Origin of the sequence: Streptomyces sp. NPDC041068 (assembly GCF_040647455.1) — a bacterium.
In the GTDB taxonomy this organism is placed as follows: Bacteria; Actinomycetota; Actinomycetes; order Streptomycetales; family Streptomycetaceae; genus Streptomyces.
Window position 1 is genome coordinate 290,098 of record NZ_JBEZCG010000005.1, and the last position, 12,880, is coordinate 302,977.

The following is a 12,880-nucleotide window of genomic DNA, read 5'->3' on the forward strand; positions in this document are numbered from 1 at the left end:
GGCCCGCTCTCCCCCGACGCCCCGCTCGCCCTGGACGCCACCGACCGCACCCTCTTCGCCGAACTGGCCCGCGACGGCCGCGCGACCCTGCCCGAACTCGCCGCGGCCGCCGACCGTTCACCCTCCAGCGTCCAGCGCCACCTGGACCGCCTGCGCGGCGAAGGCGCCCTGAGCCTCGCGGTCGACTTCGACCCCCAGCTCCTCGGCTACCACATGGCCACCCGGATCTGGCTGAACGTGACCCCGGCTCATCTGCGTACCGTCGGAGAGACCCTCGCCACCCACCCGCAGATCGCCTTCGCCGCCGCCGTCACCGGCGACGCGAACCTCGTCGCCAGCGGCATCTTCCGCGACGCCGCCGACCTGTACGACTACATCGACGGGCGCATCGGCAGGCTCCCCGGCATCCAGAGCATCCAGACCTCGCCCACCCTGCGCGAGGTCAAGCGCGTGGCTCCCGCGCTCCCTCCCGCCGTGCCTGCCCCCGCGCCTCGATGAGGGAGAAGGGCGCGGCGTCCGCCAGCGGCGTCACCGAGGTGACGGTCAGGCCCGCGCGGCGGCACACGTCCTCGAAGTCCCCGCGGGTGCGCTCCCTGCCGCCCACGTTCACCAGCATGTTGAGGTCGCTCAGGTAGGTGATCCCGCCGTCGGTGACGGCGGAGTCGGCGCCGGTGTCGACGACTTCGGGCAGCACCGGCTCCACGATCAGGACCGCACCGTCCGGCGGCAGCACCTCACGGCAGCGCGTCAGGACCGTCACCACCTGGTCGTCCGTCCAGTCGTGCAGGACGCTCTTCACGAGGTAGAGGTCGGAGCCGCCGGGGACCGAGTGGAAGAAGTCCCCGGGGTTCAGGGAACAGCGCTCCGCGAGCCCGTGCCGCGCCAGCGTGATCGGCGTTTCGGCCAGCCCTTCCGCCGTGTCGAAGACCACGCCCGTCAGGTGAGGATGCGCGTCGAGCACCGCGGCCAGGAGCGTCCCGTCGCCCCCGCCGACATCCGTGACCCGGGTGAACCGCCCGAAGTCGAAGGCGTGCGGCAGCGCGGCGGCGGTCTCCGCGGTGGCCTGGCTCATCGCCGCGTTGAACTCGGCCGACAGCTGCGGGTGTTGGGCGAGGTGGCTGAAGAAGTCCGTGCCGAAGACGGCGTCGAACGCGATCTCGCCGGTGCGGACACTGCCGTCCAGCTGCTCCCAGGCGCGCACCACCACCGGCTCGGTGAACAGCCGCACGAACGACGCGAGCGAGTCGGGACGCCCCGGGTCGAGGAGCGCGCCCGCGGGCGTCACCGAGAAGGAGCCGGGGGCGTCCTCGCGCACCAGGCCGAGGGCGGTCAGGGCGCGCAGCAGCCGGAGCATGGGCTGGGGTGCGGCCCCGGCGTCGGCGGCCACGTCGGCGGCCGGGCGCGGCGCGTCGCCGAGCAGCTCCACCACCCCCAACCGCACGGCGGCGCGCAGCGTCTGCGCGGCCATGCCTCCGAACGCGAGCCGTGCGATCAGCTCACGGCCGTCGCCCTCCGCCGAGGCGGGTGTGTCCATCGAGGCGGGTGCGTCGGCGGACGTCGAGGTGTTGGCTGACGTAGATGTCTTCGTCACGGGCGTTTCCTTCGTTCCGGCGTCGTACGGGCCGCACGGGAACCCCACTGCGTGCCCCGCGCGCCCCCACCGTCGCCGCCCCGGGACCCCCTGTCTTGAACGAATGTTCCGCGGGCCCGCCCCGCGAGCCTCCTCGGATACGCTCCCCTCGTGACGGCAGACACGCCCTCGGCCGACCGCTATGCCATCGTGGCGCTCGCGTCCTCCGCCGGCGGCATCAGAGCGCTGGTGGAGATCATCAGCGGCTTCGACGCCCTCCTGGTGCCGGTAGTGATGGTCCAGCACCTCGACCCGCGCCACCGGACCGTGATCGCCGAGATCCTCGACCGCCGCACCGCCCTGCGCGTCAAGCTCGCCGAGAACGACGAGGTCGCGGTGCCCGGCACCGTCTACATCGCGCCGCCCGACCGGCACCTGCTGGTCGGCCCCGGTGGCGTACTGACCCTCACCAGCACCGAACTCGTCCATTTCCTGCGCCCCTCCGCGGACCTCCTGTTCGAGTCGGTCGCGGGAGCATACGGTCCGCAGGCCATCGCGTGCGTGCTGACCGGCACCGGGAGCGACGGAGCCATGGGAGTGGAGGCGGTGAAGTCACGCGGCGGCACGGTGATCGCCCAGGATCCGGAGACGGCAGAATTCAATGGCATGCCTACCGCGGCGGTGGGTACGGGAGCAGTGGACTACGTTCTTCCTCTCGACGAGATCGCCGCAGTGATCCGTGGACTGGTCGAGACCAAGAGGCGATGATGAACGAAGCCCCGGACGCCGAACCGGACGAGGAGCTGGAAGAACTGCTCGGTTTCCTGCGGGATGCGCGCGGCTTCGACTTCACCGGTTACAAGCGCTCCTCGCTGGGGCGGCGCATCCACAAGCGGATGGCCGACATCGATGCCCTGTCGTACGCGGACTACCGCGACCGCCTGGAGACGAACTCGGACGAGTTCAGCTTCCTGTTCAACACCATCCTGATCAATGTCACCTCCATGTTCAGGGACGCCGACGCGTGGACCTTCATGGAGCGCGAGGTGGTGCCCGAGGTGCTTGCCCAGTCGGGCCCCGACGAGGAGATCCGGGTCTGGAGCGCCGGCTGCTCCAGCGGCGAGGAGGCGTACTCCCTCGCCATCATGTTCGCCGAGGCGCTCGGTGCGGACGAGGCGCTCAACCGCGTCAAGATCTACGGCACGGACGTCGACGAGGAGGCCCTGCGCGCCGCCCGCTCCGGGCTGTATCCGGCCAAGGTCCTCGAACGCCTCGCGCCGGAGCTGCGGGACCGCTACTTCGAGCAGAACGGGGCCCAGTACAGCTTCCGCCCCGACCTGCGCCGCCGGGTGATCTTCGGGCGGCACGACATCACCCGGGACGCCCCGATCTCCCGCCTGGACCTGCTGCTGTGCCGCAACACGCTGATGTACTTCAACGTGGAGGCGCAGACCCAGATCATCGACCGCTTCCACTTCGCGCTCCGCGAGGGCGGGTTCCTCTTCCTCGGCAAGGCCGAGATGCTGCTCAACGACGGCGACCGGTTCGACGTCCTCAGCATGCGCCAGCGCATCTTCCGCAGACGCCCCGGCGAGGCCGGGCCGCCCTACCAGCCGGCGCCGCTGAAGGCCCGGCCCCTCGGTCCTGAGATCGGCACGGCGGCCCGGCACCGCCAGCTGCGCGACCTGATCGCCGACAGCATTCCGGCGCCGACCGTGTCCGTGGACGCGGACGGCCAGGTCCTGCTGGTCAACAGCAGCGCGCGTACGCAGTTCGGGATCAGTCCGACCGATGTCGGACGCCCCTTCCAGGACCTGGAGATCTCCTACCGTCCCGTGGAGCTTCGGTCGCTCATCGAGCAGGCCACGCACGAGCGCCGCACCCTGCGGGTCAACGGCGTGCAGCGGCGGATCGGTGCGGACATGCAGTTCTTCGACATCCTCATCCACCCCCTCACGGGGGCCAACGGCCTGCCGGTCGCCACGAACATCACCTTCACCGACGTGACCGTGGCCACGCAGCTCAAGGCCGAGAACAAAAGGGTGCGTGAGGACCTGGAGACGGCGTACGAGGAGCTCCAGTCCACCAACGAGGAGCTGGAGACCACCAACGAAGAACTCCAGTCCAGCATCGAGGAGTTGGAGACCACCAACGAGGAGCTCCAGTCCACCAACGAGGAGTTGGAGACCACCAACGAAGAACTCCAGTCGGGCAACGAGGAACTGGAGACGATGAACGAGGAGATGCGGGTCCGCTCCGAGGAGCTGGACGAGGCCCGCGCCTTCCTGGAAGGTGTGGTCGGCAGCATCGCGGCCGGCGTCGTGGTCCTCGACGTGAGCAAAGAGGTCAAGTGCTGGAACCGGGGCGCGGTCGACCTGTGGGGGCTCCGCTCGGACGAGACCGTCGGCGAGGCCTTCTTCGACCTCGACTTCGGGCTGCCCGTGGACGCCCTGCACCCCGTCATCCAGGAGTGCCTGGACACCGGCAAACGCGCGGGTCCCGTCAGCATCCGGGCCACCAACCGCCTTGGCAGGTCCATCACTTGCGCCGTCGTGTGTACGCCTTTCGACGGCCACAAGGGCGGGGTCGTGCTGCTGATGGAAGAACAGCCGGTACTGGACGGCTGACATCCGATGACCGGCGTACGCTGATGTCATGAACCGGGGCGAGAACCCTGTGGGCGTCGCGGCCGTCGCATGGCGACGTGCCGCCGGTGCCCGCGAGCGGGCGCGTCGCGCCGAAGAAGCCGCCGAGAACCAGGAGTTGATCGCCGCCCGGTCCGGCCGCGAGATCCATCTGGCCATGGCCGACTCCCACCGTCGGGTCGCGGCCCGGCACCTCTCCTCGGCGCGGCTCCAGGAGGCGTATGCCCGCCGCCTGACGGAGTGGTCGCGGCGGCAGGATCCGCGCCCGCTCTTCATGGCCGGGGTCGCCGAGGCGTGCCGCGCGCGCAGCGCGGCGCTCACCCTGGTGGGCCAGGACCGGTCCCAGCTGGCCGTCGCGGCGTCCGACGACATGTCGCGTGCCGCCCAGGAACTGGAGTTCATCCTGGAGGAGGGCCCGGTCAGGGACGCCACGGACCGCCGCGGTCCTGTCCGCGCCGTCGGCCCTTCGGCGATCGAGGAACGGTGGCCGGGGTACGGCCCGGAGCTGGTCGGGCTCGGGCTCACGTGTGTGCTCGCGGTGCCGCTGGAGGCCATGAGCCTGTGCCTCGGCGCCCTCACGCTGTACGAACCCCGGCAATCGATGGGGTACGCACTCTGCGCCGAGGTCGCCGAGGCGCTGACCCACACGGTCCTCCTCGGCCCCGACCCTGATCCGGAGCTGTACGGGGACACGGACCACCGGGACGTCGTGCACCAGGCCGCGGGCGCCCACTCCGTACGCACGGGCGTCTCCGTCCAGGACGCCCTGTCCCTCATCAAGGCCAGAGCCTTCGCCGAAGGGCTGTCCACGGACGTCATCGCCCGGCGGGTCCTCGCGGGCTCCGGCGAACTCATCTGAAGCATCCGACGAAGAATCCGACGGAGAAGGGCCAGGCATGACGCCATCGGCAAAGCAACTCGCGGACGTCTTCGTGGACCTGGCAGGAGCGTCCCTGCCGGCTTCCCCGGCGGGGGAAGCCGGTCTACTGGACCTGCTCGTGCACCACAGCGTCGACCTGCTCGACGGCTGCACGGCGGCCGCCGTGCGTGTGCACACCCGGGACGGCGTCGAGGTGGCGGGCTCGGGGCGGGCCATGCACCGGCTCGAGCTGGACGCGGCCGACTGGGAGGAAGGCCCGGGGCACGACAGTGAGGGCACCAACGCCTCTGTGGAAGACGCCCAGTTCTCCGACCCCGTGATCTGTCTCCGCTGGCCGCGGTATGTGGCCCGTGCCGGAGCCCTGGGGCTCCACCGGGTCACCGCGCTTCCGCTGCGGACCGAGGAGCGGCTCCCCGGCCTCGGCTCCCTGACCCTCCTCGGCCGGTCACGGCTCACCGCCGCGGTCCTTGGCGTCGGACAGTCCCTGGCGGACATGGCGGCCATCACCCTGGAGCGGAACCGCCAGATCTCCGAGAGCCGCGTCCGGGGCGACCAGCTGGAACACGCCCTCACCAGCAGAGTCCTCATCGAGCAGGCCAAGGGCGTGCTCTCCGGCAGGTTGTCGATCCCTCCCGACAGCGCCTTCACCCTGCTCCGCGACCACGCACGCGCGAACCGCCGTCTGCTGAACGACGTCGCCCGGGACGTGATCAGCGGCCGCCTCACCCTGCACCAGGAGTCCTCCCCGGTGCGTGAGAGGCGCCTCTGACGCACCCCGAGAGCCGCCTCCGGCGCACCCCGAGAGCCGCCCCTGACGTGCCGAGCCGCCCGGACCGGCGGATGATCGGTGCGTGAGCGACGACGGCGCCAGTACCCGAGGCCGGGTGCCGCCCGGCGCGTGGCGGCCCTGGACGCGGTACCTCGCCTGCGCCGTCCTGGCCCTGTCGGTGCTCGTTCTGGTTCTCGCGGGGACCGCGCGCAGCACGGTGCTCAACCGCGCGTACTACCAGAGCGTCCTGGACGAACAGGACGCCTACGAACGGCTCTACGACGAGGTGCTCGTCGACCCTGCCACCACCCGCGTCACCCGCGACCTGCTCGGCAGGATCCCGGTCCCGCAGGCCCAGGTGACGGCCAACCTCAAGAACGTGCTGCCGCCCGCCACCCTGCGCACCCTGGTGGACGAGCAGATCGGCCACGCCGTGGGGTATCTGCGCGGCGACGAGGATCGGCTGCGGATCACGGTCGACCTGAAGCCCGTGCTGACCAACATCGGCGGCCTGGCCCAGATCTACCTCGGTGACCTGGTCGCTTCCGTGCAGGGCCGAAAGACGGCCGACTTCCCCGCGTTCACGCGCGAGCTGACCGGGGCGCTCGACGACATCGCGGCGGGACGGCGCCCCGACTCCCTGCCCGAGCTGCACCTGGACGCCGAGGGAGCCCGGAAGGCGACGGACTGGCTGCTGGGCCCGGTGCCCGAGAAGGAGCGGGCCGCCCTGCGCCCCGAGGTGCAGGCGGCCCTCGCGACCGGCGACGTGGCGACGGCGCTCGCCGCCGTGGGCCCGTACGCACTCGGCGACCGGCAGCGCGACGCCACGGAGGACCTGTCCGCCCTCACCGACGACGGCCGCTGGAACGTGGTGCCCGACCTGGAGGCGGCGGGCGCCGACCTCGGCGCGGTCAAGCAGGCGCGGGCCTTCACACGGCTGACGCTCGGCGTCGTGCAGGGGGCGGCCGTCGCGCTGGGGCTCGCGGCCGTGGCGCTGCTCGCCCTCACCGGGCCGCCGTCGTGGCCCTCGCGGCTGCGCAGGGTGGGGACGGGCCTCGCCGTGGGCGGGGCCCTTGCGACGCTCGCCCTCCTCCTGGTGCGCGGGCAGGTGGACGGCCTGATGGCGGAGCCGCCCGCCTCCTGGCCGCCGTCGCTGGGCCGCCTCCTCGACGACGTGCAGCGCGGAGGCGCCGACGCCCTGATCGCCGTGGGGCTGGTCACGGCAGCCCTGCCGCTGCTGGCCGGGCTCGCGCTGATCGGTGGGGCTTTCGCGTACGAGAAGTGGTACCCGAGGTGGCGCGTGCGGGTCCGTGAGTGGCTGGCCGGGACGAGGCTGAGCCGCCGCGCCGCGGACTGGTCGCCCCGGCGACGCACCGCCGTGGCGGGCACGGCGGTGGGCGTCGTGGTGGCCGCCGCGCTGGTGGGCGCTGTCCTGGTCCCGGTGGCGGCCGGCCGGGACGCCCGTGAGCTGTGCATGGGCTCGGCTGCCCTGTGCGACAAGCGCTACGACGAGGTCGCCTTCCTCGCCACCCACAACTCGATGTCCACGACGGCGGACAAGTTCATCGGCCCGCTCCAGGACCCGGACATCATCGACCAGTTGGACGCGGGCGCCCGCGGCCTGCTGATCGACACCTACACCTGGGAGAAGCCCGACGAGGTGTCCCAGCGGCTGCAACTCTCCGAGTTCCCGCCCGCGTTGAAGGAACAGATCACCGGCCTGATCGCGGCAGCCAACCCCGCGCGCCCCGGCCTGTGGCTGTGCCACGGCGTGTGCCGCGCGGGCGCGATCCCTCTGGTCGACACCCTGAAGCGGATCGGGTCCTGGCTCGACGACCACCCCGGGGACGTCGTGACCCTGGTCGTCCAGGACGCCATCACCGGCGAGCAGACCGAGCAGGCGTTCCGCCAAGCGGGCCTGCAGCGGCTGCTTTTCACCCCGGACGCCGACCCCGACCGCCCCTGGCCCACCCTCGGGGACATGGTGCGCTCGGACCGCCGCCTCGTGGTCTTCGCCGAGCAGGCCGACGGCCCCGCGTCCTGGTACCGGAACTTCTATGCGTACGCGATGGAGACCCCGTTCGCGTTCCGCGCCCCCGAGGAGATGTCCTGCGTGCCGCACCGCGGCGGCACGGGCAAGCGGCTGTTCCTGCTCAACCACTTCATCACCGACGCGGGCGGCAGCCGCCTGGACGCGGCCGTGGTGAACGCCCGCAAGTACCTCATCGACCGCGCACACCGGTGCGAGCGCGAGCGCGGCCGCCCGGTGAACTTCGTCGCGGTCGACTTCGCCACGATCGGCGACGCGCGCGGGGCGGTGGACGCCCTCAACAAGGAACGCTGACCGCCCGGCCTGGCCTGTGTCAGAGGTGCATCATCGACATCAGTTCAGGGCTCCGCATGCCGGTCGACACCTCGGCGACGTCCTGCCCCGGCCGCATCCATCCCGCCCGTTCGGCGGCGGCGACGGCAGCCGCCTCGGCCGCGTCCGCTCGGGCGTTCAACTCGGCGTCCTCACCGAGGTGTTCGCGGCCCGCGGCGTCCGAAGCGGCCTGCGATGCCTTGAGGGCGGCGTCGCAGGCGGCGACGGCGAGCTCGGCGGAGTCGTCGTGGAGCTTCCCCATCTGCGCGGCCTGGGCTGCGGACGCGGCGGCGTTCCGCGCGCAGCGGGAGTCGGCCGCGGGGTGGGGGGCGCTCTCGGCGAGGACGGCCACGGCCTGGGCGGAGACGCGGGCGGCGTGGGCCGCCTTCCAGGCGGTGTTCTGCCCCTCCGCGCCACTGTCCTCCGACTGCCCTTCGGAACGCTCGATGTAATGGCTGACCGCGGCGGCGCGGGCCGCGGCGCTCTTGGCGCGCGCGGCGTGACTGGCCCTGAGTTCGTCGTGGTTGCGTTCGCTCATCGCACTCTCCTCGTCAGGTGAGCGGCAGGGTGACACGTCGGACGCGAACAGAACAGAGACGGACGGAACCGAGACGGACGGAACAGAGAGGACGGAACCGAGAGGACGGAACCGAGAGGACGGAACTGAGATGGACAGCAGAGACGGTCAGAAGAGTCCCAACGCCGCGTCCAGCGACCAGCTCTGCCAGCTCATCGTGACCAGCGCGATCAGCGAGATCAGCGCCATCATCAGGTTCTGCCCCTGCTCGCCCCAGTCGTGGATCATCAGCACGAAGTAGATGAGGTTGAGCACGAGCCCGCCGACCAGGGCGATCGGCGTCAGGAAACCGACGATCAGGCCGAGTCCGAGCGCCAGCTCCGCGTAGGCGACGACGTAGGCCATGACCAGCGGGCGCGGCCTGACCACGACGTCGAAGCCGCTGCGCACGGCGGACCACCGGTGCTTCTCGGCGATGCTCGCGGCCCAGCCGATCCCGCCGCCGCCGAACCACTCCTTCTTGTCCTTGTGGCGCCAGCTCTCCAGCCACCACAGGCCGAGCCCGATCCGGAGCACGGCGACCCACTCGGCGCCGCTCAGCCACATCGTCTGCATGGGGAGCCCTCCCTCAACCCGACCCTCAACTCGATCTGACGAGCCGTCAGTTCACCGGATCGGCCCCGATAGCGCAAGGGGGGCGAGTTCCGGATGGGCGCTTGCCGTCGTTCCGGTCTGCCCATAACCTCGATCCGATGGAATCTGATGGATCGTCAGATGCGAGTGGCGAAAACCGGCAGGCAGTAGGGGGCACAGCAGTGGTCAGCAGCGAGGACGGCACCAAGGAACTCCCCCGGGTCATCAGCGTGGACGACCACGTGATCGAGCCCGCGCACCTCTTCGAGAAGTGGCTTCCGAGCAAGTACCGCGACCGCGGGCCCAAGCCCTTCACCGCGGGCATCGGCGAGCTGGCGTACATCGGCGGCAAGTACAAGTTCACGACGGACCCGGAAGGCCAGATCACCGACTGGTGGGAGTACGAGGGCGACCTCTTCCCGTACAAGCGCATCATCGCGGCCGTCGGCTTCTCGCGCGACGAGATGACCCTCGACGGCATCACGCGAGAGCAGATGCGGCGCGGCTGCTGGGACCCCAAGGCCCGCCTTGCGGACATGGACATCAACCACGTCGAGGCCTCGCTCTGCTTCCCCACCTTCCCGCGCTTCTGCGGCCAGACGTTCGCCGAGGCCAAGGACAAGGAGGTCGGCCTCGCCTGCGTCCGGGCGTACAACGACTGGATGGTCGAGGAGTGGTGCGGCGACAGCGGCGGCCGGCTGATCCCGCTCTGTCTGATCCCGCTGTGGGACATCGACCTCGCTGTCGCCGAGATCAGGCGGAACGCCGCCCGGGGCGTGCGCGCGGTGACCTTCTCGGAGATCCCGACGTACCTGGGGCTTCCGTCGATCCACTCCGGCTACTGGGACCCGTTCTTCGCGGCCTGCGAGGAGACGGGCACGGTCGTGAACATGCACATCGGGTCCTCGTCGCAGATGCCCGCGGCGTCGCCCGACGCGCCTCCGGCCGTTCAGGCCGCGCTGAGCTTCAACAACGCGATGGCCTCGATGATGGACTTCCTCTTCTCCGGAGTGCTCGTGAAGTTCCCGCGCCTCAAACTCGCCTACAGCGAGGGGCAGATGGGCTGGATCCCGTACGCCCTGGAGCGCGCCGACGACGTGTGGGAGGAGCACCGCGCGTGGGGCGGCGTGAAGGACCTGATCCCCGAGCCCCCGTCGACGTACTACTACCGCCAGATCTTCTGCTGCTTCTTCCGCGACAAGCACGGCGTCGACTCCATCGAGACCGTGGGTGTGGACAACGCGACCTTCGAGACGGACTATCCGCACGTCGACTCGACCTGGCCGCACACGAAGCAGGTCGCGCAGGAGCACGTGGGCCATCTGCCCGACGACGTCGCGTACAAGCTGCTTCGGGGCAATGCGATCCGCATGCTCGATCTGCCCTTCGACCGGAACTGACCGCCGACCTGCACCCCGGAGTTATCGTTCGCCTGTTCCCTGCGAAGAGGCGATCGGATGCGCAACCCCATGTCGAGCAACCCCACGACGGAGGCCCTGGTCACGCTGGGCCGGTCCTATGTGCGACGGGCCCCGGGCGTGCTGTTCAAGAGCGCGCTCGCGGCCCGCTTCCTCAACCCCCGGCTGCGGGACCACCCGCGGCGGCGGGTCGTCGACGTGGAGTTCGGCGCCCGCTTCGCCGTCGACACCCAGGACCTGATCCAGCGCTATCTGTACCTCTTCGGGGGCTGGGAGCCGCACATGACGCGGTGGCTGAGGAGCCGGTTGCGTCCCGGTGATGTCTTCGTCGATGTCGGCGCCAACATAGGAGTGTTCGCCGTCCTCGGTTCCCAACTGGTCGGCAGCACAGGCCGGGTGGTCGCGGTCGAGGCCTCCCCGGACTTCCACCGACGGCTGTTACGCCATGCCGAACTCAACGGCTGCGACAACATCCGCGCGGTCGACACCGCCGTGTCGGACGGCCGGAAGAAGCTGACGTTCGTCCTCGCCAGCTCCCGCAACATGGGCGCGAACTCGATCGTTCCGTACGACGGTCCCGCCGAGTCCACGTTCGAGCGGGAGGCGGTTCCGCTGGCCGAGCTGCTCGACGCGGACGAGATCTCCCGGGCCCGAGTCATCAAGATCGACGTGGAGGGCGCGGAGGGCGGCGTCGTCCGCGGGCTGCGGCCCGCCCTCGGCCGGCTCCGCCCGGACGCGGAGATCGCCGTGGAGGTCACACCCGACCGCATGGCGCGACTCGGCGACTCCGTCGACGAACTCCTGGACACCATGCGGGAGCACGGCTTCCACACCTACCGCCTCAGCAACGACTACGCCGCGGGGGGTTACCCGTACGCCATGCGGAACCCCGCACCGCCGGTGAGGTGGCGGGGTCCTGTCGTGGGGGAGACGGAGCTGGTGTTCTCGCGGGTCGACGCGGAGACCCTCGTATGAATCCCGCTCAGGTTCCGGTACCCCCGGCGTACCCCCACCGCAAGCCGCCCAACGCCCGCGCCCGTGCCGCGACCACCGCCGTCCGCGCGTCCCGCTCCGCGCTGTCCGTGTGCGGGGCCTGGCCGGTGACCTGGCCCTCCCACTTGCGGTAGAGGAGGCCCACCTCGGACGAGAACCAGCCGCGGGCAACGGAGTTCAGCGCGAGCAGCAGCCCCGTGTCCTCGGATGCCGGCAGCGCCATCCACCCGCCGAGCGCCAGGAGCAGCTCGCGCCGGACGAAGAGCGTCGCCGGGTGGACCTGCGCGCGGTGGTCGTTCGCCTCCCAGTGCTCGAGCACCGTATGGCGTTCGATCGGCCCGTGCCCGGGGTCGCCGGGGAACCCGACGGTCGATCCGTCGGGCAGCAGGTCGAGCGCCCGGGACGTGGCCCAGCCGAGGCCCGGGTCGCCTTCGAGCGCCGCGAGGTCGCGGGCCAGCGCGCCGGGGGTGAGCCGGTCGTCGGCGTCCAGGACCTTCACGTACGCGCCGTCCGCGTGGGCGAGCGCCATGGTGCGGGCGACGCCGGGACCGCCGGGCCGCCCCTGCCGGAAGGTGACCCGCTCGTCGTCGGGTACGTACGGGGCGACGTCGTCGCTCGTGCCGTCCTCCTGAATCAGCCACCGCCACTCCCAGTCACCCGGCAACTCCTGGGCGCGAAGGGACGCGTACGCGTCGGGCAGGAAGCGCGCGGACGGCGCGTGGACGGCGGTGACGACGATGATGCGCCGGGTCACGGCTCACCACCTTTCCAGGGTTCTGACCGGCTTACTCCAGCGGCAATGAGGCAATATTCAAGGTCCATCGACGCGGTGCATGGCCCCACCACCGACGTGTCACGAAAATAGTCGGCCGACCGGGGCGCAAGGGAAGCGGAAGTTGTCCACCTGGCAAATTCAGGCCACTTGCTCCGCCGTATCGAAAAAGCGCCGCCACGTGACGAGATCACGAAAATGCCCGACCGCTGGCGACGGGGGATGCACCAGCGATCGGGCTGTGCCCAACAGTAACAAGGCTGCTCGGGCAAAGGGAATCAACTACCGGGCTGAAATCAGGAGTTGTGATCGGGATCACGT

12 protein-coding genes are annotated in these 12,880 nt (G+C 70.8%); 8 read left to right on the forward strand and 4 right to left on the reverse strand.

Annotated features, from left to right (window positions below; all coding sequences use genetic code 11):
- The coding region (locus AB0B50_RS13735) for an Lrp/AsnC family transcriptional regulator (RefSeq protein ID WP_362329863.1) at positions 1–498 on the forward strand (498 nt) is incomplete at its 5' end.
- Here the strand turns inward: AB0B50_RS13735 and AB0B50_RS13740 are convergent.
- Positions 443–1,534: a methyltransferase gene (locus AB0B50_RS13740; protein WP_362330420.1), complete on the reverse strand. Its 1,092-nt coding sequence runs from the start codon at positions 1,532–1,534 to the stop codon at positions 443–445. The genes AB0B50_RS13735 and AB0B50_RS13740 overlap by 56 nt on opposite strands.
- A gap of 207 nt (positions 1,535–1,741) precedes the next feature.
- Between AB0B50_RS13740 and AB0B50_RS13745 the strand changes: the two genes are divergently transcribed.
- The 5 genes from AB0B50_RS13745 (at position 1,742) to AB0B50_RS13765 (ending at position 8,208) form a co-directional block, all read left to right on the forward strand.
- The gene (locus AB0B50_RS13745) at positions 1,742–2,338 is read left to right on the forward strand and encodes a chemotaxis protein CheB (RefSeq protein WP_362329866.1); all 597 of its coding nucleotides are present in this window, start codon (positions 1,742–1,744) and stop codon (positions 2,336–2,338) included.
- A complete protein-coding gene (locus AB0B50_RS13750) occupies positions 2,335–4,197 on the forward strand; it encodes a CheR family methyltransferase (RefSeq protein WP_362329869.1) in 1,863 nt (620 codons plus the stop codon). The genes AB0B50_RS13745 and AB0B50_RS13750 overlap by 4 nt, the downstream gene beginning before the upstream one ends.
- Positions 4,198–4,225: 28 nt before the next feature.
- The gene (locus tag AB0B50_RS13755; protein WP_362329872.1) at positions 4,226–5,074 is read left to right on the forward strand and encodes a GAF domain-containing protein; all 849 of its coding nucleotides are present in this window, start codon (positions 4,226–4,228) and stop codon (positions 5,072–5,074) included.
- Between the two features lie 37 nt (positions 5,075–5,111).
- Entirely contained in the window at positions 5,112–5,864 is a 753-nt protein-coding gene (locus tag AB0B50_RS13760; protein ID WP_362329874.1) for an ANTAR domain-containing protein, read from the forward strand.
- A gap of 82 nt (positions 5,865–5,946) precedes the next feature.
- A complete protein-coding gene (locus tag AB0B50_RS13765) occupies positions 5,947–8,208 on the forward strand; it encodes a hypothetical protein (RefSeq protein ID WP_362329876.1) in 2,262 nt (753 codons plus the stop codon).
- Positions 8,209–8,227: 19 nt separating this feature from the next.
- Here AB0B50_RS13765 and AB0B50_RS13770 read toward each other — a convergent pair whose 3' ends face one another.
- Both AB0B50_RS13770 and AB0B50_RS13775 read right to left on the reverse strand, forming a co-directional pair.
- The gene (locus AB0B50_RS13770; RefSeq protein WP_362329878.1) at positions 8,228–8,764 is read right to left on the reverse strand and encodes a hypothetical protein; all 537 of its coding nucleotides are present in this window, start codon (positions 8,762–8,764) and stop codon (positions 8,228–8,230) included.
- A gap of 147 nt (positions 8,765–8,911) precedes the next feature.
- Positions 8,912–9,358, reverse strand: coding sequence for a DoxX family protein (locus tag AB0B50_RS13775; RefSeq protein ID WP_362329881.1), 447 nt, complete (start codon positions 9,356–9,358; stop codon positions 8,912–8,914).
- Between the two features lie 200 nt (positions 9,359–9,558).
- Between AB0B50_RS13775 and AB0B50_RS13780 the strand changes: the two genes are divergently transcribed.
- A complete protein-coding gene (locus AB0B50_RS13780) occupies positions 9,559–10,776 on the forward strand; it encodes an amidohydrolase family protein (RefSeq protein WP_362329883.1) in 1,218 nt (405 codons plus the stop codon).
- 69 nt (positions 10,777–10,845) lie between these two features.
- On the forward strand, positions 10,846–11,769 hold the full coding sequence (locus tag AB0B50_RS13785; RefSeq protein ID WP_362329886.1) for an FkbM family methyltransferase: 924 nt from the start codon (positions 10,846–10,848) through the stop codon (positions 11,767–11,769).
- Between the two features lie 7 nt (positions 11,770–11,776).
- Here AB0B50_RS13785 and AB0B50_RS13790 read toward each other — a convergent pair whose 3' ends face one another.
- Positions 11,777–12,541 (reverse strand): glycosyltransferase, encoded by a 765-nt coding sequence (locus tag AB0B50_RS13790; protein WP_362329889.1) that lies wholly within the window; start codon positions 12,539–12,541, stop codon positions 11,777–11,779.
- Between the last annotated feature and the right edge of the window lie 339 nt (positions 12,542–12,880).